Annotated in this window: 20 protein-coding genes and 2 pseudogenes; 4 read left to right on the top strand and 18 right to left on the bottom strand. The window is 44.2% G+C overall.

Features of this window, described 5'->3' with window-relative positions; translation table 11 throughout:
• Nucleotides 1–113: 113 nt before the first annotated feature.
• The 5 genes from AC0YN7_RS00230 to AC0YN7_RS00210 form a co-directional block, all read right to left on the bottom strand.
• Nucleotides 114–2222: a galactose-binding domain-containing protein gene (locus AC0YN7_RS00230; RefSeq protein WP_475807944.1), complete on the bottom strand. Its 2109-nt coding sequence runs from the start codon at nt 2220–2222 to the stop codon at nt 114–116.
• A 20-nt stretch (nt 2223–2242) separates the two neighbouring features.
• Complete coding sequence (locus AC0YN7_RS00225) at nt 2243–3094, bottom strand: carbohydrate ABC transporter permease (protein ID WP_475807943.1); 852 nt, start codon at nt 3092–3094, stop codon at nt 2243–2245.
• A gap of 13 nt (nt 3095–3107) precedes the next feature.
• The gene (locus AC0YN7_RS00220) at nt 3108–4004 is read right to left on the bottom strand and encodes a carbohydrate ABC transporter permease (RefSeq protein ID WP_475807942.1); all 897 of its coding nucleotides are present in this window, start codon (nt 4002–4004) and stop codon (nt 3108–3110) included.
• Between the two features lie 63 nt (nt 4005–4067).
• The gene (locus tag AC0YN7_RS00215) at nt 4068–5459 is read right to left on the bottom strand and encodes an ABC transporter substrate-binding protein (protein WP_475807941.1); all 1392 of its coding nucleotides are present in this window, start codon (nt 5457–5459) and stop codon (nt 4068–4070) included.
• 263 nt (nt 5460–5722) lie between these two features.
• Complete coding sequence (locus tag AC0YN7_RS00210) at nt 5723–5959, bottom strand: hypothetical protein (protein WP_475807940.1); 237 nt, start codon at nt 5957–5959, stop codon at nt 5723–5725.
• Nucleotides 5960–6751: 792 nt separating this feature from the next.
• Here AC0YN7_RS00210 and AC0YN7_RS00205 point away from each other — a divergent pair.
• Nucleotides 6752–6826: pseudogene (locus tag AC0YN7_RS00205) on the top strand (reverse transcriptase domain-containing protein); the annotation flags it as partial.
• Between the two features lie 24 nt (nt 6827–6850).
• Here the strand turns inward: AC0YN7_RS00205 and AC0YN7_RS00200 are convergent.
• The 3 genes and pseudogenes from AC0YN7_RS00200 to AC0YN7_RS00190 all read right to left on the bottom strand — a co-directional run bounded on the left by AC0YN7_RS00200 (nt 6851) and on the right by AC0YN7_RS00190 (nt 8348).
• A complete protein-coding gene (locus AC0YN7_RS00200; RefSeq protein ID WP_475807939.1) occupies nt 6851–7318 on the bottom strand; it encodes a YdcF family protein in 468 nt (155 codons plus the stop codon).
• Nucleotides 7319–7631: 313 nt separating this feature from the next.
• A pseudogene (locus AC0YN7_RS00195) lies at nt 7632–7970 on the bottom strand (ankyrin repeat domain-containing protein); the annotation flags it as partial.
• 63 nt (nt 7971–8033) lie between these two features.
• Nucleotides 8034–8348 carry an ankyrin repeat domain-containing protein gene (locus AC0YN7_RS00190; protein ID WP_475808465.1) on the bottom strand — a complete coding sequence of 105 codons (315 nt, stop codon included), beginning with the start codon at nt 8346–8348 and terminating at the stop codon, nt 8034–8036.
• A 63-nt stretch (nt 8349–8411) separates the two neighbouring features.
• On the opposite strand from AC0YN7_RS00190, the gene AC0YN7_RS00185 reads away from it, so the two are divergent.
• Nucleotides 8412–9017 carry a hypothetical protein gene (locus AC0YN7_RS00185; protein WP_475807938.1) on the top strand — a complete coding sequence of 202 codons (606 nt, stop codon included), beginning with the start codon at nt 8412–8414 and terminating at the stop codon, nt 9015–9017.
• 286 nt (nt 9018–9303) lie between these two features.
• Here the strand turns inward: AC0YN7_RS00185 and AC0YN7_RS00180 are convergent, their stop codons facing one another.
• Complete coding sequence (locus AC0YN7_RS00180) at nt 9304–10191, bottom strand: LysR family transcriptional regulator (protein WP_475807937.1); 888 nt, start codon at nt 10189–10191, stop codon at nt 9304–9306.
• Nucleotides 10192–10305: 114 nt separating this feature from the next.
• Here AC0YN7_RS00180 and AC0YN7_RS00175 point away from each other — a divergent pair, with 114 nt between their 5' ends.
• Nucleotides 10306–11691 (top strand): MFS transporter, encoded by a 1386-nt coding sequence (locus AC0YN7_RS00175; RefSeq protein WP_475807936.1) that lies wholly within the window; start codon nt 10306–10308, stop codon nt 11689–11691.
• A 70-nt stretch (nt 11692–11761) separates the two neighbouring features.
• On the opposite strand, the gene AC0YN7_RS00170 is transcribed toward AC0YN7_RS00175, so the two are convergent.
• The 4 genes from AC0YN7_RS00170 to AC0YN7_RS00155 form a co-directional block, all read right to left on the bottom strand.
• Complete coding sequence (locus tag AC0YN7_RS00170) at nt 11762–12649, bottom strand: alpha/beta fold hydrolase (protein WP_475807935.1); 888 nt, start codon at nt 12647–12649, stop codon at nt 11762–11764.
• 179 nt (nt 12650–12828) lie between these two features.
• Nucleotides 12829–13248 (bottom strand): VOC family protein, encoded by a 420-nt coding sequence (locus AC0YN7_RS00165; protein ID WP_475807934.1) that lies wholly within the window; start codon nt 13246–13248, stop codon nt 12829–12831.
• A 374-nt stretch (nt 13249–13622) separates the two neighbouring features.
• Entirely contained in the window at nt 13623–14471 is an 849-nt protein-coding gene (locus tag AC0YN7_RS00160; protein WP_475807933.1) for a GNAT family N-acetyltransferase, read from the bottom strand.
• A gap of 178 nt (nt 14472–14649) precedes the next feature.
• Nucleotides 14650–15153: a hypothetical protein gene (locus AC0YN7_RS00155; RefSeq protein WP_475807932.1), complete on the bottom strand. Its 504-nt coding sequence runs from the start codon at nt 15151–15153 to the stop codon at nt 14650–14652.
• A 478-nt stretch (nt 15154–15631) separates the two neighbouring features.
• Here AC0YN7_RS00155 and AC0YN7_RS00150 point away from each other — a divergent pair, with 478 nt between their 5' ends.
• Entirely contained in the window at nt 15632–16024 is a 393-nt protein-coding gene (locus AC0YN7_RS00150; protein ID WP_475807931.1) for a YmaF family protein, read from the top strand.
• Nucleotides 16025–16131: 107 nt separating this feature from the next.
• Here the strand turns inward: AC0YN7_RS00150 and AC0YN7_RS00145 are convergent, their stop codons facing one another.
• The 5 genes from AC0YN7_RS00145 to AC0YN7_RS00125 form a co-directional block, all read right to left on the bottom strand.
• Complete coding sequence (locus AC0YN7_RS00145; RefSeq protein ID WP_475807930.1) at nt 16132–16446, bottom strand: antibiotic biosynthesis monooxygenase family protein; 315 nt, start codon at nt 16444–16446, stop codon at nt 16132–16134.
• A 31-nt stretch (nt 16447–16477) separates the two neighbouring features.
• Nucleotides 16478–16936 (bottom strand): SRPBCC family protein, encoded by a 459-nt coding sequence (locus AC0YN7_RS00140; protein ID WP_475808464.1) that lies wholly within the window; start codon nt 16934–16936, stop codon nt 16478–16480.
• Nucleotides 16937–16963: 27 nt separating this feature from the next.
• The gene (locus AC0YN7_RS00135; RefSeq protein ID WP_475807929.1) at nt 16964–17707 is read right to left on the bottom strand and encodes a class I SAM-dependent methyltransferase; all 744 of its coding nucleotides are present in this window, start codon (nt 17705–17707) and stop codon (nt 16964–16966) included.
• Between the two features lie 96 nt (nt 17708–17803).
• The gene (locus AC0YN7_RS00130; protein ID WP_475807928.1) at nt 17804–18565 is read right to left on the bottom strand and encodes a hypothetical protein; all 762 of its coding nucleotides are present in this window, start codon (nt 18563–18565) and stop codon (nt 17804–17806) included.
• Between the two features lie 479 nt (nt 18566–19044).
• Nucleotides 19045–21318: an FIMAH domain-containing protein gene (locus AC0YN7_RS00125; RefSeq protein ID WP_475807927.1), complete on the bottom strand. Its 2274-nt coding sequence runs from the start codon at nt 21316–21318 to the stop codon at nt 19045–19047.
• Between the last annotated feature and the right edge of the window lie 40 nt (nt 21319–21358).

The following is a 21358-nucleotide window of genomic DNA, read 5'->3' as shown; positions in this document are numbered from 1 at the left end:
AAAGGCCGGCTGTCATCCGGTATTTATCTAGGCACAATAAAACCCCGCTGTCCGCCCCGTTCGCAAAAAGCAAACGGAGCCGCCTGTAATCGCGGCCGGCTCCAACGTTTATTTTATATGACGTTTTTAAGCCATTCTGCTATGTTGACCAGAATGCGAACGCGCTCTTCTGTGATCTTCTTGCCTTGCTGCGCCGATACTTCATTGATGTACGCGTCGAGTTGTTTAACCGCTCCAGCCTCGTCCCCTTTATCACGCTTCTCGCGGGTGTGCTCCAGCTTCATCAGCAGCGACTCTGCTAACCCTTGAGAGCCGGGGCCTTCGATAAACTGTATCGTAAGATTTACTAACGTATCAAGGGTTGCTTCATGCGATTCCTCCATTTCGGACAGCGAGTAAATGCTTTGCGGAGACAACGTAATGGACATGCCGCCCGTTTCGGTGCTGGAAGCAAAGCCGTCTGAGACGTACTTGGCTGTTGCATCACTCTTGATAACCGAGAAATCCCGGTCGCCCGCTTTTAGGGTGATCGTGTGGCTATCCGTTTCGGAGCGGTTGATCAGAATGATTTCCAAATTGCCGTCCGGCTTAAGGAAAGCGAGCGTATACACGTCTCCTCCGTAGGAGCTGGACGGAAGGCTTTCCAGCATCACAGAATTTTGCGGAACTCCGTTATAAAAATGCTTAAGCATGTCATATGTTGGATACCACACTTTGTTCACTTCGTCATAGAGAACGAGAATGCCTCCGGGAGATGCGGAATAAGAAAAATAGAGCGTCAAATTCGCGCGGCCATATGTGAGCGTATCGTGCAAAGCTACAGCGTTCTGGATCGCGTGATGCCAGGTCTCTTTTCCCTGCAGATTGATATGGGATTCATTCTCCTGTTCTCCTACGTGAATCCGGACGTTATGCTGACCGGTGAGATCCGTAAAAGCGCTCAGTCCTTTGACCGTCCTATCATAAGCATGATAAGCCAATATATCGTACACGCCGGGATCCGCCGATTCCAACGTTTCTTTGGCATACTTGACGGAAGTATAGTTGCCGGGGCTCGTTTCCGCTGCGATATATTCTGCGAAATAGCCGTTGGCTTCCAGCTTCTGCTTCAGCTTGGTCGTGATGCTCGAATAACGGGCCGGCGACATACCGTAAATATATGTCCCCGAGAAGACGCCGTTCGTCAAATATTTGTAATTCGGCTCATTCGCCACGGAAATATAATCGAAACTAACGCCGTATTGATCTCTAGCATACAGGAAGTAAGCGGCCAGGCTTTCCACATACTCGTCGTCCATGCCTGCTGGCAGCTCCATCACCTCATTGCTCCAGTCATAATCGAACGGCTTGCCCGCCATCCAGCTCGGAAACCTCCATGGGCTGAAGGAGAGCTTGATGCCGCGGTCCACAAGCTCTCGAAGAGCGAGAAACTCCTCATGCATATCGCCCTGATCGCCCGCCGCGAAGGCGCTCCAATCGAATGTTGCGGGATCGTTGTCGTCATTCGACCGTTCGAGCAAATACCAATAGTTGCGGACCCTGATATGGGTCGTATTCAATTCCGTAATCATCTTATCGTAATACTGGGCATCCGCTGCAGCAAACCCGCGCATCCACAGCGTGTATAGATTGCCGCCCCAGCCCTCGATGGTCTGCCCATAGACAGCCGTATTTACAGAAATGCTTCCTTCTTCGCTGTAGACTTCGAGCTCCAGCAATCTTGCATCCGTGGCGATCGGATAAGCAGATGGGCCGGTAATCATCATTCTCAGCTTGGTTGTAACAACAGGCGAGAATACGATATCGTTATATTTCCCCGCATAGCCGTCCTGCCTGTTGCCGCTTACCGAGCCGATCGTTTTCCACGCGCCGCCGTCCCAAACTTGAATATCGTAAGCGGAAATATGCCATCCCGGCACGTTCATGTTCCCGCTCCACACTTTGACGTTTCCGATCGTTACGCCACTCGGCCATTCCAGCTCGTACCAATGAGGCCCTCCGCTTGTCGAAACCCATCTGCTGTCGTTCATATTGCGGATCCCATCAATCGCCTTCTCCGGAGCGAAGGCCCCTAGCGTGGATACCGAGCTGGCTGCCGCCGTCGCCTGAGGGGCGATATTGATTCCGTTGGCGTAGGTCCGTTTGCTTGGCAGTGCGGTTGGAAACAAGCAACCAAAAATTAACGCGAACATGCTGATGACAACCCATATCCGTTTTCCCATCCAAAGTCCCTCCTTGAATGTTAGCCCTTAATAGCCCCACTCGTCATACCAGCGATGAAATACCTGTTCAGAAACAAATATACGGCGAGCATTGGGATAATCGAAATCATCGTTCCCGCCAGCATCAGATTCCAGGAGCTTGCCGCCTCCCCGGTGCTTTTCAGCGCTACAATCCCAACGGTCAGCGTGCTTTGCTTCGGATTCGAAATGGTGAATATCATAGGCATCAAGTATTCGTTCCACGCTTGTCTGAATGTGATGAGTCCGATCGTCGCAATAATCGGCTTGAGCAAAGGCAGAATGACGTTCCAGAACGTCCGGAAGAAGCTGCAGCCGTCAATTTTGGCCGCCTCGTCGATTTCATGCGGAATCAAATTGACGAAGCTCCGAACGAGAAAAACATTGGCGATATGCAACCCGAAAATTTGAATGATGATAACTCCCCACAACGATGTATGGATATGTAGCAGCTTCGCGATCTCCATCTGAGGGTACAGTGTGATGCTTCCCAAGGAAAGGAACATCGTACTCGTGAAGAGACCGAAAATCAGCTTTTTCCCGGCAAATCTGCCGCGGGCAAATACGTATCCCGCCATAGTGGAGTTGAACAACACGCCGATGACGATAAAAAAGGTAAAGTAGACGCTGTTCCATGTATAGCGCTTGAAATCTGCCAATTCCCATGCCTGCCTGAAATTGTCCAGGGTGAACGACCGGGGCAGCAGCGTCGAACCGGAAGCCAATATTTCCTGATTCGATTTAAACGATGCCAGAAAAACATACAGTAAGGGAAATACCGTAAAAATCAATACTGCGAGCAAAAAGCTATATGCGAGCGCCTTGTTCGCAACCTTCGTCCATCCTCTGTCCAAAGTGATCCCGCCTTCAATAAACTTTGCTCATTCGTCTTGTCAAGACCAAATAAATGATTGTAATGATGCCGATAATGACGGCTGTAATGAGGCCGAGACTCGAAGCGTAACCGATCTGCGCAACCGCGGAGCCTTCACCGTAACGGAAGAAGTACTTGAAAATGTACGTCATGACGACTTCCGTTTGTCCGGCAGGCTGCCCGTTCGTCAGGACTAGCACCAGATCGGTCATTTTCAAGCTTCCAATAATCGCAAGCATCCAGACGACCTGCATAACCGGCGCCAGCATCGGAAGCGTAATATGCATAAACTGCTGTCTCTTATTGGCGCCGTCGATTTGAGCGGACTCGTATAAGTCGGCCGGGATGTTCAGCAAGCCAGATAAGAAGAACAGCAAGTTAATGCCGAAATTTTGCCAAACCGAGGCGATGGCGATGACCAGCATAGCGGTCCACTTGTTGCCGAACCAGTTTACGTGCTCGTCGATCAGCTTCCAATCAAATAGCATATTGTTGACGACCCCTTCAAAAGTCGCGAACATAAAGTAAAAGAGCAGACCGATGATCGCTACGCTGACGATATTCGGCATGAAAAACATCGTGCGGAAAAAATGGCGTCCCCGCATTTTTCCTTGCAGCATCACCGCAAGGAAAAGCGCGAGCGGAATTTCGACAACTAGCTTGCCGAACGACAGGATGAACGTGTTCAGGAGACTGTCCCAATAGTTCGGATCTCTCGTAAACAGTCTGACGAAATTCTCAAAGCCGATGTATGTGGCCTCGATTCCGTCGTAGTCGAACCAAGCCCAGCGGAAAACCCAGATGATCGGATAGATCGCGAAAATGAAAAAACCGATCAACTGAGGGGAAAGCATCAAATATGATTGAAACGCTTCTTTGCGAAAAAACAATTGCGGCACCTTCTTCCGTGATGCAACAGGGGCCCGGTCTTCCCTGACCGTCCCCCCGTCGAATTACTTGACCTTAATCGAAAAGCTTTCATTTTTGAACGGCTTAAGATCGAGCGAGCCGTCTTTCACGGCTTTTTCTAATGAGCTGTTGTACCGGGCATCAAGATCAGCAATCGCTTTCTCGACAGTCGTTGCGCCAGCCCAAATTTTCATCAATACCTGCTTATAATCCTCGCCCTCGATTTTAACGGATGGCGCGGTCAGCGTCTGGTATGAATTCGAGATGTCCGCAAATTCCTTCCAGCCCTTTTTCTCCGGCTGTTTTTTCGCCATTTTTACGATGCTGTCTTTATAAGGAATAAACTTAGACTCTTCGTAAAGCTTCACGAGCACTTCGTCGGAATTGAACCATTTGAACACTTCCATAACTTTATCCAGATTGTTCTTGCTTGCCGATTTAGAAATATGCGTCCAGCCCGAAGGCTGCGTAAACTCTTTATATTTGATGTTCGGGTCGACGACGGGAATAGGAGCAACTCCCCAATCCATCTTCGCCGGGAACTGATCGTTCAGCACCCCCACATCCCATGAAGCGCCGAGCTTCATGCCGATTCTGCCTTCCGCGAACTGAGCCCTCGCCGGATCGTTGTCCAGCCCTTCCGCGCCCGGAAAGAAGCTCTTGTCTTCTTTGATTTGCATCAGCCATTCAACCGCCGGTTTGAATGCGCCGAATTGGAATGTACCCGACTTATAATCGAAAATTTCATGTCCGACAGAGGAAACGAAGGGCTGAAGCAGCTCCGAATCGAAATATCCGGACCATTTCATCGGAAGAGCGATTCCATACATTTTTTCTGCCGGATTTGTCAGCTTCTTCGCGTATTCCGCCAACTCTGACCATGTCGCCGGCGGTTTCGCCTCTCCGTTCGCGTCAACGATTCCCGCTTTCTTGAACATCTCTTTGTTGTAGAGCAGCTTGATCGTATTTACGTAAGAAGGCACCAAATACGTTTTGCCGTTATAAGTAAAGCTGGGGTTGTTAAGCAGCCCCTCATAATTTTTAACGAATTCTTTACCTCCCGGCATGTCTTCGATGGCGAGCAGCGCGTCTTTCTTGACGTTGTCTCCCAACACGCCCGTAGCTTTGAATAAATCGGGGGCTTGGCCGGAAGTAATGGCCAACTCCAGCATTTTGGCGTAGTCGCCTCCATGAACCGTATATTCAATGTGAATCCCTTTTTCTTTCCCAGTCGAATTATTGAACTGGTCCACCATTTGCGTAACCAGCTCTTTCGAGTGACCGCTATTCGTCCATACCTTGACCGTTTCCATTTTGACTGCTGGTTTGCTGTCCGCGGTTATTTCTTTTTCGGCGCCGCCTTCCCCGCATCCGGTAAGCGCTGTCATCGCAAGCGCGATCGAGACCAGCAGTCCCGATCCTTTTATTCTATTCATTGCTTGACCCCCTATTGTTTAGTGATTTCATAGTCATTATAGAATAACGCCCGCAATTAAATAAGTACGAATAAACATCAACAAATTGAACCGTTTTTGTCTTTTTCAACTGGAAATGTTGATAATTATTGCTCTTTTTAGCGAACGAATCAAGCCGCTGCAGCCGTTATGGCATCACCAAATAGCAAGTCTATCAAAAACGATGAATGCTGTTCAAAACGGCCTGTATCACAACTAGATTCATTGCCCATGCATACGTTTTATTAGAATGATGTTAAGAGAAAATAAATATCAAAGCGCTCCCAAAGGGTACGCAAGATAGGTGCACCCGCGCATTCACTAAGCTGTAATTCACGAAAATTAGGTTCTAGTAGCGTTTTCATTGGAAAATCACCTATTTTTTTGAAGTACACCTTGGTTAAGGTATCCTTCGCAATTATTGTGGCGATTTCTAAAGTCAAGTGTTTTTTTACTATATCGTAGTTTTTTTCTTTTACCAATATTTATCTCGAACTGCATAGGTCATGTTACTTCTTATTTGATAAGGGTTACGGCAAGCATAGCAGTTATGTTTTGCTTCAAATGAAAAGCAACGGTCACATGAAGGAACTATTCGATATTACATTAGTTAATGAGACAGGTGAATTCATTCAGTCTGCTGATCGGGATTTCAGAGGGGACAGCCTACTAATCAGAGGGAATCATTTGATTTATCAGCCTCGTTTAAGTGAGCTTTTAAAAACGCTAGTATAAAGATGCTTGAGTCGGTTTGTTTAACGAGACTGCCGGTTGTCATCTTGGCAGCCTTGTGGTTTAGAAATTGTGCTATTGTTCCTCGTTAGCTTAACGCCCAGCAATACATCTGTACAAAAACCATTATTTTGTGAGCATGATGCCACGGAGACGTAAAAACCCATTAAACAACAGAAAGGCCCTATTTCACCATTTCCCCTTTGTATTCGAAGTAAGGCTTCGACCAATAGAAAGAAAATGGCTTATAGGTCCTTTTATATGCCTCTGGAGATGTTTCACTTATGTATGCAGGCTTTTAAGGTAGCTGTTTTGTGTACATGTCTTTTTAAAGATGCCGCTGCAGCCTGCTTCCTTATAGTAAGATTCCTATATCCTTAGTATCTAGTCATCCAATATTTGAGTGGATTCAGTCTTAAATTAGTTGATGCCTACAAATCATGGTGATAGATCTAATTCGTATCATCTTTCCTGCAGTCAACGTAGCTTTGATGCTACAAAGCCTACGATCGTCGTCAGGAATGAGATAAAGTTCTTGTCACCTGACAGTTAGAGTGGCACGGAAGGTTTCAGACAAACGAGTCTTGAAGCTGATTCGGTCCTACTTGAACGCAGGTAAGGTTATCATTTTATTTATATCATTATTTAAAGAGATATTTATAATATGCTGGGAATTCTCGTATTATTGAGTAAATATCTCTAAACTCAAAGATTTTGGCATGAGCTGAATACACTTCTTTAATATCCATTTTTCTAAACGCTAATTTTGTCCTAGATACATGAAAATATTGAGTAATAACCATAACGGAGTCTAATTCCATTTCATCCATAATCTTGCTGGTATTTTGGGCGGTCATATATGAGTTGTACCCATTATTATCCTCTATAATTTTATCTTCCGGTATCTCTTTATCTATTAAGTAAGATTTCATAGCCTTTGCCTCATCGAAACCTTCCTTACCAATACCACCACTTACAATGATAAAAGTAAAATAGCCCCCATCATAAAGTTCTACGGACGTATCTAATCTTGCTTTTAACCGCTCAGAAGGCTGCCCATTAACTTCTACTTTATTTCCTAATACTACAGCTACGTCAACAGGTTTCAATTCATCATTCAACCCATCTATTATCACGAAAGTAGTGTGAATGATAAACCAGATGAAAAGACTTGCTACTAATATTAAAAATCGTTTAATGAAAACAAAGTTCAATCTCTCACCTGCATTCTCTCATTTTTTATCCATAATCCTTCCTAAATATTATCATACTTGGGCGCATGAAAGATTCCACGCAGACGTCCCATTACTCTTCTATGAATTGGAATCAATTCGCTAAATCCATCCGATATCCTTTAATTCCTATGGCGTTGAGTGGTTAAGCTAACTTGCCCGTTAGTTCAATACAAAGATCCCATGAGCACTATTTCTGGTTAGAATTAATCAGATTTACGATTTCGATTTGATTTGTTTCAATAGCTCTATCCAAAGGGCTTCCATTATAAGATAATACTTTACCTTTAAATTTTACGTGTGTTTTAAAGTCAACATCAAGTTCTAATAATAGTTGAACTATCTCCTTATATCCTAAACTACAAATCCAAAACAACAACTCTGATTTAGGGGTTGTTTCACTTTTATAATCCGCCCCTTTCGCTAATAAGTATTCAGCAATTTTGAGATTATTTCTCCAACAAGCCCACTTAAACGCTGTTGAAAAATACTTTTTATCGATTCCATTTTCCACCAGTGTTTTGGTCGCTTCTAAATTCCCTCCATCAAGATTTGTTGTAAAATCAAGTAGAGAGCTTTTTAGACCGTCAACTTAATTTATATCTACACCCCTGAATAATAGTAATTCAATTATCTTCCGACCTCCGTGAGCACATGCAAAATGAATCGGTTGAAGATTGTTAGGACCTTTAGAATGGATGTCTGCTCCAACTTCAATTAAATATTTGGTTACATCGTAGTGGCTATTTGTAATAGCAATTGATAAAGGCGTTTGTCTTCCAACATCTTTAATTTCCTTGTCTGCCCCTGCTTCAATTAAAGATTTCACAATATCCAGATTTCCGTTTTTGCAGCTAATTTGTAATGGAGATAATTTAACATAGCCTTTGTTAGAAAATCTAGACAAAAAAGGCAAAATGTGATCTTATAAGAGTGCATAAAAAATTTGGATTAAAGGAGTCTGCTTAATATGAGTGATTTAGTAAAATTGCCGAAGGCTGCTGTTTTTGGAGCTGCAAATGGCGTAATGTTCATGACTTTTTTCGGAACGCTTTGGGCTTCCATTGGTATTATTGGTTCACATGAACTTGGAGCTCCATGGTTACTTGTTATTTCGGGTATTGTGACATTAATCTTACTGATCGGAGCCATTTCACTTTTTGGTAAAGCTCGTAACATGAACAATGCTGTTGCACCGAAAGAGAGGGAACATTGGAAAAAAATAAATCGAAAATTTGGTTTAATCTTTGGTCTAGAAGGTCTTGCGATCTTTATTGCAAGTATGATTTGTAACATAATCAATCATTTTGAAATCTTTTTCCCTATCATGGCTATCATTGTTGGTATTCATTTTTTTCCTTTGGCTCAATTGTTTCGAGAAAATTTTTATTATGGTACAGGTGTAGTTCTCTGTATTTTAGGCATTATCACTTTCTTTTTACCAATGAACGCCACTCTTGGGAGTGTATCTCTGATTGCGACGTCTACTTTTATCGGTTTTGGGTCTGCTTTGACGCTATGGGTGACAGGTTTGAGAATCTGGATAACCATACTCAAACAATTGAAACAAATATAAAAAAGAGCGATGGGTGAACTGCACCTCCAATTGTTAGATACACATAACAAAACCAAATTAAAAGCTATTGAGTGCGGGGGTACTAGTTCATATTCGATGAGTCCATTCTATTGTGCAATGCTACAGATGCGTACAACTGATCAGGCGGGTCGTCCACCTAGTTTTTCAATAAAACGCCTAAAAAAACCTTCAGTATTTGCTGAAGGTTTGGATCTTATACTAATCCTTATACTGATTACACCAATTTTGTTCCGCCAATAGAATCAGTATGAGTTGTGCATTACGATTAAATTGTCTGTTTGGATAACGCCCCAAAATATTCTACAACTACCTCACGGAATTCCAGAGCAGCCCGCGAAATGTACCGACTCCTGCGCCATAATAAAGCTATCTCCCGTACCAATTCGTTATCTTCTACTTGGAGATATTTGATATGTTCCCGTGAATTCCTTGCCGTGCTTGGTATGAAGGCTAGGCCAATTTCGGCTTCCACAAGAGCGCTTAGCCTTGCAGGCTCATCCCCCTCATACACATATTTAGGTACAAATCCAACCGATTTGCATACAGAGTCAATTAAATCGCGAGTACCGTAGCCTCTCTTTACACCGACAAACCATTCATCCCTTAGCTCTGTCAAGGATACGCTGCTTCGATCTGCCAGCCGATGCTCCTTAGGAACGGCTACAAGGATTGGGTCGATAAACACGATTTGACATTCTATGTCATCCCCTTCTATAGGAGGTGAGGACAAGCAAAAATCAACCTCTCCTCTATTAAGAAGCGTAACCATTTCCTGCGTGGTCAGCATTTGCACATGAAATTGGATATTGGGCCGCTTTTTCCGGAAATCTCGAAGGATATTTGGTAACGTACTTGCGGTTGTCACCGCCAATTCGAGTGTGCCATGTTCCGGGCTGGATAAATCGCTAATCTCCTGCTTCCCCTGTTCCAATTCAAACAACGCCCTTTCTGCACGGCGAAGGAATCTGCTTCCGAACTCATTCAATCGCAGCTTCCTCCCTATTCGATCGAATAGAGGGACCCCTAAATCCTCCTCCAAGCGTTGTATCGTTTTGCTTAGTGACGATTGAGTAACGTGTAGAGTTCGTGCAGCTTCGGTCACATGTTCCAAACGAGCTACCGTGAGAAAATATTGCAGTTGAAGAAGTTCCATTTCGCATCCTCCATTCATTCCCTCTAGTTAATGAGATCATAACATGAAATGCGTTGGAATGAATAACCGATTTCATTTACGATGACATTAATACGATTTTTGGGGGGACCAAAAATGAGAGTTCGCAGCAGGTGGTTAATGATTTCTGTTGGTCTAGGGATACTATTGAACCCATTAAATTCTTCAATGGTTTCTGTTGCTATTTCAAGTCTGCAAAATGTGTTCCAACTTGACTTTACTGGTGTTTCCTGGATTATTTTTTCTTTCTACATTGCAAGTAGCATCGCTCAACCTGTCATGGGAAAGGCCAGCGATTTATTCGGTCGTAGGAAGATATTTCTTACCGGGCTTGTTGTAGCCTTCATTGCATCATTATTAGCTCCATTTTCACTAAACTTCGGGTGGCTCATCGTGTTCCGCATTGTGCAAGCCATCGGAACAAGCATGATGGTTGCGGTTGGAATGGCCCTTGTGCGAATTCATATTACGGAGAAACAAGCGACTGCGCTGTCTGTTTTGTCCATATTCCTATCCGGAGCGGCAGCAATTGGACCCTTTATTGGTGGGGTCTTGATTCATTGGTGGGGCTGGCCTGCTATCTTTTTCGTCAATATTCCATTCGTGGTGGTGAGCTTTCTATTATCTTGGAGGAATATTCCTAAGGACAAACCGTCAACATCCGTTGAACGCAACATGTCCTTTCGTAAATGGTTTGATTTGATTGATGCGTCAGGGATCCTGCTCTTCACAGTAGGGCTGGTTGCCCTGCTCCTTGGATTACTCTCAGCAAAATCATCTGGGTATATCTCATTAGGAAATGTCATTGCCTTGCTGATAGGCCTCGTTGCGCTGGGAGCATTCGTTCGACATGAGTTAAAAGCGACTTCACCCTTTATTCCTTTACGCACATTCGCTAAATATCCTGCGATGACTTGGGTTAATGTCGAATTCATGCTCGTTAACGTACTTTATTACTCGCTCTTTTTCGGGCTTCCGTCCTACTTGCAAATGGTTCGTCATGTCAGTGAATTCCATACAGGGATTCTCATGCTAAGCTTAGGTTTGTGCTCGCTCGTTGTTTCTCCAATAGCAGGACGATGGATAGATAAATCAGGACCTCGACCAGCATTGCTAGTATCCGGAATATTGATGACACTTGGATCAGTTTGGATAGTGACATTAAATCAAACTTCACCGGTTTTCAGTGTGTGTTTGGCGTTAGCTGCATTCGGTATTAGCAACGGTTTGAACAATGTCGGCATGCAAGCAGCCTTGTTCAAAAGTTCTCCAAAAGAAATTATCGGTGTTGCATCAGGAGTATTTATGACATCGAGATACCTGGGAACCATTCTCTCTTCATTGTTGCTAGGCATCGTAATGGGAGATAAGTTCAGCGCCGGGGGATTTCGACTGCTTGGGGCTATCCTCTCGGTAATTGCATTATCCTTGGTTTTCTTGAGTTGGCGGCGCCAGGAGTCAGGGCAATTGGAAGAGTCGTAAGTTCACCAAGTATTGGCTCAAAAACCTCTCATCGCTCGGTTTAAGCACTCGGTGTACCTCTTACAGCACGTTAGTCCCGGCCCGCCTCGTATAACTTCTGTGCCAACATGTCCGGCCTTGTGCGAGTATCCGTAAAGTGGTCCCCGTCACCGACGATAAGGCGGAACTGGCCGAGTCGTCTGGACATATGCGGATTCCAACCGAATCCCTCTCCTTGTGGCAATGCATTGTCTTGGAAAAAATAAACATAACTTTTCGGTATAGGCAACTCGTAGAATGCTTTAAGATCCAGCTTCTCGAAAAGCGGTCTAGCCGGTTCCGGATTAACGTCTGCATACATCCGTCTGGCTTCCTCAAATGTGGCCGTATTGACGAACAAATCCCGAAACAGTGGAAACGGAAGCATGATCGTATCATCCTTCGAGCCGGCTCTAAGTTGCTCGAAACCTTGTCTCGTTTGGGGCGGTAACTCGTCGGCAACAGATTCACCATCTTTCAGTACGAACGCGTCCCAGAAGACGAGACGCTTGATGCGATCCGGTACCTGTTCTGCAACCTTTTGGATGACAGATCCGCCGAAGCTGTGCCCGACGAGAACGAAGTTGCGTAGGTTCAGTTTCGTTATAAAGTCAACGACGGACTTCGTGATCATCGCATGCGTGACATCTTTATTCGGATCTTTGCCATGACCTGCGTATTCCGGCGTATAAACGGCATGCCCTTGACTGCGCAGCACCGCCGCTACGCCGTCCCAGAAGTGAGCGTCAGCCCAAGAGCCATGCACAAGCACGAAGGTAAGCCGTTGCTGTACAGGTAAATAGTATCTTTCATCCGATTCGAGGACACCATTGCTCCAGAGCCACCATCCATTAGAATAAGGGGAGTTATAATAACCGCGGGCCATAAACCTATAATCGGGATAGGGGAATTGATGAATTTCTTGGAGATAAGGAAACATGTACAAGACATCCTCTCAAAATGACATATATTATCAGCTTATGCCCACTGCGTTTGAGAGGTTCCCAGGCTCAATCCGCCGAAAAAAAGAGTCGCAAGAGAGAACGGTGGAGGAAGTATGCCGATTTCAGAATAGATTGTTTTTAGAAAAAATCCCGAAAATGCCCAGCTGATGTTTTCTCATCCTTTATAAGGAGTGACTACAGAAAACTTATGCCCGTCCAAATCTCTGAAGTGAAAGCTTCTACCGCAGATACCCTCATCAATTAAGTCAGTCAATACCGCTCCATCTTCTTTCAAACCTTGGTATAGAGAATCAATTACTTCTTCATCTACTTCAAAATTTATTGTAAACATTTCGAAATCTGATCCATCTTCTCCCTTGGTGAGGAAACTTAACGTTTTTCTATCCTTAACGGGTATTAAAAAAATTGCGCCTTCACGCATGTAAAGCATGGCACTGCTCTCAGGACCTGCATCACCGTTCCAATTAAATTTAAAATGTTTTACGTACCATTCGGCAGATTTCTTGGTGTCATTGACCGGAATATAATTACAACACACCCGTCTAATAAGTCGCTCACTCATAGCGTCGTTCATTTTTATACCCCACCCTCATCTTTGATATAGATCAAATTTATAAAAATTCCCATTTTAGGCATATCGTAGTATGCGACAATTTGTAAATGTTTTTCATCCGACACTACGTAATCCTCGTTAGCTTAATTTATGAATACTTGAAGGCGGCCGTCAGTTACACACAATGACATAAAAAAAAGATGAATCTAAACAAGGATTTTATTATACGGACCAGGATGGTCCTAGAAGATCTATTTCTAGTTACTTCGATGAAAACGGAGAGATCATTTTTCCACAGTCCAATATAGGAACGAATGATGTTTTACAACTGAAAAGTAGTTTTGATTATTTTTTTAATATAGACTAGTTCAAAAGAAACAAGTAGCTGGCAAAAATTACAGCGTTTTCCGCATGAATTGCATAATATACTTTTCTTTAAAGCCAAGGCTGTCATACAGATTTCTGGCATAATTCCCGACAACACACCAAAGGTCGACGTTTGCACCGCCACGCTGATAGATCTCGTTACATAAATACATAACAAACTTTCTTCCGATCCCATGCCCTTGAAAGTCTTTACAGACGGAAATACTGCTGAGTTCATTACCAGAAAGGTGGCTATAAGCGACGATTTCCCCATTTATTTCGTAGACAAAACGGTTTTCCGCGTCCTCTTTCCATGCTCTTCGTTCTTTTTCACTGGGCTTCGCAACCACAGAATCGGGAAAGCACCCGACACGGACGCGCATTTCATGAAAAGCTGTGGCATACAGTGACTGACTGGCAAGATAGTCTTCGTCCGTATACAGTCTCACCGGAAGCTCTTCCAGGGGAAAGGGATCGCCAGTTCGCTGCATTAAAGCCGATGAAAAGTATTGGTCATAACCGAGCTTGCGCGCAAACGCAAGAGATGAGTGATGACCGGCACGAAAGGAACTCCTGACTTTTTGGGTCCCGCCCGCCCGCAATTCGGTTTCAGCATACTTTACCATTGCAGAACCGATTCCTTGCCTGCGAAACTGTGGAGAGACAAACACAGTTAAGTAGGACTGAGATGCAGGCTCGTTCACTTGGGCCATTGCAACAAGCTTATCGTCAATGAACGCGGTAATAAATAATTCTGGCTCTTCAGCAAGCACCCGAAGGATGTCTTCACCCGCGTCGACGTCATAGCTTAATAATTCTCTTGCGACATTATAATCTTTTTCATTGAAGTGTTCGTACCGGATACCTGTTATATTCATCAGTCTTCGATACCTCCGTCATTAATGAAGCGTTGTAAAATTATATCTGTAATCTATATTCCGCATAGGCTTACATCCAATACATTAGGATACTGATAACAATAATAACTTAAATCTTGGTTTATAGGTGGTTATTTATGGTTATAAGTATTCTGCTCGTTAGGTTAGCCATTGTCAGTTAGTTCGCTTTTAACTCTGCGTTAATTCTCATGGCTTCCTCGTAATTTTTAGCAGGTGCCGATATTCTTAGGTCCTTTTCCATCAATTCATTGTCATTAATTTTTTCATTCACATATATGCTCAGTTGGGCAAAATTATCCGAGATCATTAGATAACCTAAAGGCTTGTGAATAGGTGTTCCATTTTCATTATGATGATAGAATAATAGATCTTGATAAAAATCAATATCCCGCAATTGATAATTTTTTGTGTAATCATATTTATTAATAATGAATTGTCCATGAAAGGATGGATCACGGAACAAGGGGTTATATATAGTTCCCTTAACTTTGATTGTTGTTACTTCTCCACTTTCAGGTTTGCCTACCCGATATTCCAAAGCTGGATACTCAAGATCAATCTTTTTTGGGAAATCATATATGAAAAAGAATACAGAAACAGCTACAAGTGGTAATGCTGTACACGACATAATTACTTTTAGCCTTCTTTTTGGTGATTCCATAATACCTCTTCCTGCTTTATCAGCTATGATTTTGAATATCCTGCTCTTAGCATAGTGAATTGAAACCACGCAGCAGCACTTTTAGTATTGAACTTTACAATATAGGAACATATTAACATATAACCAACATTACTGTCCGTAAGCTGAACATGCTGCCGATAATGCTGGCAGCCTAATGTCATTGTGTTATCGTTACCCGTTTAACTTAATTACAATGTGACTAACCACATGTCATAGACTGACTTCTTCATCTTATTAGGCTCCTGTTTGATCCAAGAATAATTGATGCCGTTGCGTGCCCCCCTATTCCTACCCTTTTCTGAAGATGATTACTAGGTAGTTACTGCTTAATTTATTGAATTTTGCACAATCACTTTCCTGATAGCAAGAAAAGGCAGCCGTTCAATCTGCATCGGCTGCCTACTTTGTTTATTGAACTCTTGTAATAAAAAGCATCAGGATTGTAGAAAAGCTAAAAATGAATATTCCTGTTACCGGATTTGTGATGAGATCTTCCGAAGAAGACGACTTCCATCATTCGCATAAGCTATATATAACGTCTTGGAATGGAGACCCTGTCCATGTTCATGCCTTTTCCGGTGAAACCTCCATCGATGACGGGCATTCTCATCAATATTCGAGTTGGACCGCTCCTGCACCTACCGGGGTGCCTCATGTACATGGATATCAAACTTTCACTTCACTGAATCGCGGCCATACCCACCTTATTACGGGAACAACCGGCCCAGCCATCGCCCTTCCCGGTGGAGGACACTATCATTTATTTGAAGGATATACCACTATTAACGGCAGTCATCCCCATTCACATGCCTATCGCGGGAGAACAGGCAACGAAGTTAGTAGAATGTAAAAAAATTCACTGAATAATAAGGACATTCTACAATAATTAATAGAATGTCCTTCTTTTTGCCCCCTAAAGCAACTTCGTTATTTCCCCGGCTCATATGACAAATCCTTTTAGAAGGAATACTCTCTTTCCACTTTGCAAATTTTCACTTTGTAATTTTGGTACCAGTCTTGTATACCTTTCTCCTGAGCAACTTTGTGTGATTGATTCTGCTTCCAATTATTGATCGCCTCCATGCTATCCCAATAGGAAATAGTAATGCCGGCTCCTGAAGAATCCCTAGCACTTTCAACTCCTAGGAAACCGGGTTGCTCCATTGCAAGCCGCTCCATTTTTTCCGTCATATTACTATATCCATTATCTCCATCAGTGCGTTGACTTGAAAATATAACTGCATAATACGATCCGTTTGTTTCATGAACCATTAGATCAAGCTCCTTCAATATTAAGCTATTTTCAAATCACGTGCGCATCAGGAGCCTTATCCGAAACGAGATTTAATACGATACCGTGCTCGAGAAGCGCCTTTAGACCGCAGAGGACAATCGTAAATCCTTCCGTTGAATCTATGGCTCGCTTTACGATCTCATCCCCATCTCCCATAAACCCTGAGTTAGTAATCGAGACTAAAGTTTCGTTTTCTGTCCGAGGAGTAAAAATCCATTCGACTGTGCTGCCAAAATCGATAAGTATTCGCTTATTTTTCTCGATTTCTTTTACTTCAACCTCTGCAGAAGCACCGTACATTTCCCAATCCCACTGAACTCGTCTTCCCGCTTCTAAGCTCCCGCTGCTTTTGGTGAACCAGAATTTTGTAGTGATCGCAGGGTCGATAAAAGCCTGAAACACCTCTTCAACTGGTTTTCTAATTAACATTTCAGCTTTTGCAATCGGTTCATCATTTATCGTTGCCATCATCATTTCTCCTTTTTAGCTTGTCTGTTATTTCCCTGCTATTATAGTAAATTCCCATGGAATATTCTCATTATTCCAGCCACGATGTTCATCAAATTTCTCTAATTTAAACCCTGATGAAATGACTGAATTTATAATCTCGCTAAGTGTATATAATCTAATTAATACATCTGGAAAATGCTGCTGTTCACTCTCATCAAAGAAACCCTTATATGCCACGTCTCCATTTCGTAATTCCTTATCGAAATAATTGACTTCTTCACTGCCAGAAACTATACATTTTCTTAAAGGATGAAAATCACTAAGAATCATTTCCCCTCCAGCTTTTAGTAATGAATAGAGAATCGACATCAACTTTTCAATATCATTAAAGTAATGTAATATTCCGCCTTCTAAATAAAGCATGTCAAAATAACCCTCATACTTTTTTAGGTCTATATCATAAATGTCAGTAACAATAAAATCAATTGAGGCAACTGCATATTCCGCCAATTCTAAAGCATATTTTTTATTTTCTTCTGAAATATCAAATACGGTTACTTCTGCTCCTAATAAAGCTAGTGGGACTGCCTTTCTTCCATTCGACCCACAAAGATTGGCAATCTTTTTCCCTTCAATGTATTCGAAATGCTGTTTATGCTTTTTAAGACATGCTCTTGGGTTTTCTAATATTTCATTTGCTTTCTCCTTAGGCGTTCCGTTTCTTTTGTTCCAAAATTCATAGGCTCGATATTCCCATGCCTTTTTATTTTTTTCACTTTGTTCATTCATTTTCAATTCCCCTTTTCTTAATGAAATGAGCAGGCTCCGCAGCGCCCGCTCATTCATGTTAATTATACAACTGTCGTTTCCTATAAGTTGAAGACGCTAAACTTTTCTCAATACCATCCACCACTTACTGTCATACGATAGCATCTCAACTTCCACCAGTCCCAGATCTGCTTCTTTGATCCACTCTCTGGCTAAGTTTATGTAAGCACTATGAAATTCTGATGAGTATCCCATACTCTCATAACCTGCATACGTACAATTATCGAAAATCATATAGCCGCCTTTCTTTAACAACCGATTGCACGTATCGATTATGCGAATAAATGCGTCATATGCTGCATTTATTAATTTCCCTGTATTATGGTACTCCATAACTGCCTGAAGCAACTGAGGTTCGATCGTCCACCAGTTGTTATTTATCGTGTCAATGCCTTCTATGTCGGCGATTATCGTCTGAATAATATCATTAATGGCATGGTGAAAGGCTATGACTTCAAATGATTCTTCGCTATAATAATTCAAAATATTTGCGCCATCGTCTTGAATGATATCCATATTTATATGCATTCCTTTTATCTTTTCGCGAAATCCATGGGAGAGTTCCTTATTTAAATTGGCGGTTACATATTTCCCGCCTTGCCCTGAAGAGTAGGCAGTTAGTGCTTTTGGAATATAAACAATATCTCCTGCACCTACCTCAAAAACACTTGTATTGCGCGGAAGATTTCGATTTTCGAATATATTAAACCATGAAGCTGTGTAATAGAGTTCGAGAAGTTCATGACTCATTTCTCCTGAAAGATTAATTGGAACACTAATTACTTGATTTAAGTGCTTCATTAATTCATCCGCGCTCAACTCACCCAATCGTACAACTGTCTCAGCTGAAAACTCCTTTTGTAGATGTTCTTTAAACTTTCCCGATTCAATTTGCTTGGCAAGCTATGCATAGTCTACACCCTTTCATAGGCTGCTATTTTGGGACCTTATTACCTCACTAATATGAATGGAAAAATTATACTTTATGAACTTGGTTATAAACAAGAAGTTTTTATGATACAGATGGCGCGCAGAACTGTCTGGTGTCCCACTTACATCGGAACGATGCGGCAATGAATACAAGTTCTTGTCCAAAATCGACAATAGATATATGTTCATACCCATAACCTACCGCAACGACAATAAAGGAGCCACTTCGTGACCCCCGAAATTTTATACTTTCTTATCTTAAAAAAAAGAGCCGCGTAACACACGGCTTCCCAAACTAACCGAGAAAGCTTTGAACAGCGTCGGCATATCTGGCTGTAATGAGCTATCCTTATCGATTGTCGAACCCACTATCTTTCAAGAAGCCTTCCTATATCAGATGCGAGATCGGCATGTACGGCATCCGAAACTTCACCTTCTCTCCATGCTGTGTTCAGCTCCTCCAGAGCTTTGGTCAAATGATAAAGCTCTTGTTCGATTCTTCCGGCCAACCGATGATGCCCCGCCTGCTTGAGCGACTGCCTCAGCTTTGCGGCCGTGGGATGCGGAAGCTGATCTTCTGATGCAAGACGGTCCACCTTCACGGTAACCGACTCCAACGTAACTGGAGGATTCACGATGGCAGGATCCGTATAACGCCACAGCTCGTGCTTGCGTCCCTCCTTGGCGGAGCGCATGTACATGTTCCCGCGATCATCCTGCGTCAAATTGTCGAATCCATTTGTGTTATCCAGAATCGTAACCTGCTTGGAAGCCGCGTCGATCCTGAAAAATATGCCCCGTGCCGTCCCGTAGACGTTACCGTCCTTTCCGACCAGCATAAACGCATCCGTCCAGACGGTACCCGCATAGGAAACAGGGAATAGCTCCGATTGATGAATGATCTGCCCGGAGATAGGATCATAGATAAACAGCCAGCCTTCGTCAAATCCCCAGATGTTACCGTTAGGCCCGACAATGAGTGACGTTACTGCTTCTTTGCCGGCTACGGGCGTCAGCTCCCGCTCCTTCTGTCCTGTTGCGATGTCCCACACAAACAGCTTGCCTTCGGTCTGCGTCGGATCAGGCGCCCCGTATGCACCCCAGATCGAGGTGCCTCCGTAGATTTTGCCGTCCTTCTCCACCAATGTGACAATGCTCTGATCCTGCACGAGGTTGCGGTAAGTTTGAAGTGAACCGTCGGTTGGGTCGTATATGGAAAATGCTCCGCCAAGCTGTCCGTATTGAGGCACGCTGCCCATGAACACTTTGCCGAACTGCTCCGAAGCTGCCATCCCAAATGGCCGGTCCTGCAGGCTGTCTGCCGGCATCCTCGCCACTTCTTTGGGCGCCCATGGCTGGCTGGTATCAAGGGCCGATAGGCGGGCTTGGGGATAAATGCCGAAGTACATCGTATTTCCCAGATAGGTCATACCCTCAGCCTGACTGATGCCCGACCCCCGCGATGTGAGCACGCCGGTATCCGGGTTATATATACCGTTTCCGCCCTGCGTGCCCGATGCATAAATATTGCCATCAGGTCCCTTTCCTATTGAGCGGATTTCAATGGGCTGTCCGGGAACATCCACGGTTCTGCTGTTGATAGTCCCTGTTGCCAGGTCATAGGTGAGGGCCGCGTTGTATCCCATCCAGGCTGACAGTGTCCCGGGCGTTATGAATGACGCCGATTTCCATCCGTTGTAGCCCCCGAGTCGCACCACCTTTTCCAGCCGTTTCTCATTCACATGGTATGCATATAGGTGAGCGTCTCCCGGCACGAACAGATAAGCGCTATCTCCTGCCGGCGCTGACAGGGCATTGGCCGATGTTTTCGTGATCTTATATTCGATAGTGCGTGTCGCAGGGTCCAGCACGATCATCGTCGACGTTTTGTTAAGCTGCAGAAACAGCTTGCCCCCGATCAGGTCGATGCTGTTCGGGTACGCCTCCGCGCTGAGGTCGGCCGGGAGCATATTGTCGGAAACCGCTCCGGTGGCAAGATCGACTTCCACCAGCTTGCAATTCGCTCCTGTGCCGACGATGAGCAGCTCCCTATCGGCATCATAGAGAACTTGACGCGCATATTTTTCTCCCGACACGGGCGAACCGAGATCACGGAAGGTGCCTGCAGCGGTATCGAACTCGAATAGCTTTCCGCCAGGATAGGTGCCGCCGTAGATTTTGCCGTCCGGACCGTTGGTCATATCGTAGATATGCGTTTCGGAGGCGATTGGCTTCCCGACAAGCTCAAGCTGGTCCGCTCCCGGTACATAACGGTAAAGCAGACCGGAGCCCGTCGTGCCGATGTACACATTTCCATCAGCGCCTGTATGCACGGCTACGGCCGATGTCGTGTCCGGAATTTCGAGTACTTTGACCACTTCCAGCGTTTCGGCGTCCAGCACGGCAAACTGGGCAGGCGACCCGTTGACGCTTCCGCTAATAAAGGAACGGCCCGATGCGTCTTTAAAGGGCGCACCCGCTACCGCGACTACCCGGTAGATCGCCGTCCCCAGGTTTTCATAAGTTCCGGTCTCAGTGCCGCCGTCCTCCGCATAGCTCTTCATCGTATTCCCCCAGCCGATACAAGTTAACAAGACCGCAGCGGCCAACAGCCTGGCGATCCGGGATAATCCCTTTTTCATAAACTTCATCCCCTCATTTCCCTCAAAGTTAACGAATCCT

This window comes from Paenibacillus sp. J31R122, from assembly GCF_056269185.1.
Note: the sequence above shows the minus strand (reverse complement) of the source record. Positions and strands in the feature narration are given on the sequence as shown.

Coding starts and splice junctions, on each gene's coding strand:
- AC0YN7_RS00230 (WP_475807944.1), bottom strand. CDS start 2,222: ATGGGAAAACGGATATGGGTTGTCATCAGCATGTTCGCGTTAATTTTT.
- AC0YN7_RS00215 (WP_475807941.1), bottom strand. CDS start 5,459: ATGAATAGAATAAAAGGATCGGGACTGCTGGTCTCGATCGCGCTTGCG.
- AC0YN7_RS00185 (WP_475807938.1), top strand. CDS start 8,412: ATGAGTGATTTAGTAAAATTGCCGAAGGCTGCTGTTTTTGGAGCTGCA.
- AC0YN7_RS00180 (WP_475807937.1), bottom strand. CDS start 10,191: ATGGAACTTCTTCAACTGCAATATTTTCTCACGGTAGCTCGTTTGGAA.
- AC0YN7_RS00175 (WP_475807936.1), top strand. CDS start 10,306: ATGAGAGTTCGCAGCAGGTGGTTAATGATTTCTGTTGGTCTAGGGATA.
- AC0YN7_RS00170 (WP_475807935.1), bottom strand. CDS start 12,649: ATGTTTCCTTATCTCCAAGAAATTCATCAATTCCCCTATCCCGATTAT.
- AC0YN7_RS00165 (WP_475807934.1), bottom strand. CDS start 13,248: ATGAACGACGCTATGAGTGAGCGACTTATTAGACGGGTGTGTTGTAAT.
- AC0YN7_RS00160 (WP_475807933.1), bottom strand. CDS start 14,471: ATGAATATAACAGGTATCCGGTACGAACACTTCAATGAAAAAGATTAT.
- AC0YN7_RS00155 (WP_475807932.1), bottom strand. CDS start 15,153: ATGGAATCACCAAAAAGAAGGCTAAAAGTAATTATGTCGTGTACAGCA.
- AC0YN7_RS00150 (WP_475807931.1), top strand. CDS start 15,632: ATGAATATTCCTGTTACCGGATTTGTGATGAGATCTTCCGAAGAAGAC.
- AC0YN7_RS00145 (WP_475807930.1), bottom strand. CDS start 16,446: ATGGTTCATGAAACAAACGGATCGTATTATGCAGTTATATTTTCAAGT.
- AC0YN7_RS00140 (WP_475808464.1), bottom strand. CDS start 16,936: ATGGCAACGATAAATGATGAACCGATTGCAAAAGCTGAAATGTTAATT.
- AC0YN7_RS00135 (WP_475807929.1), bottom strand. CDS start 17,707: ATGAATGAACAAAGTGAAAAAAATAAAAAGGCATGGGAATATCGAGCC.
- AC0YN7_RS00125 (WP_475807927.1), bottom strand. CDS start 21,318: ATGAAAAAGGGATTATCCCGGATCGCCAGGCTGTTGGCCGCTGCGGTC.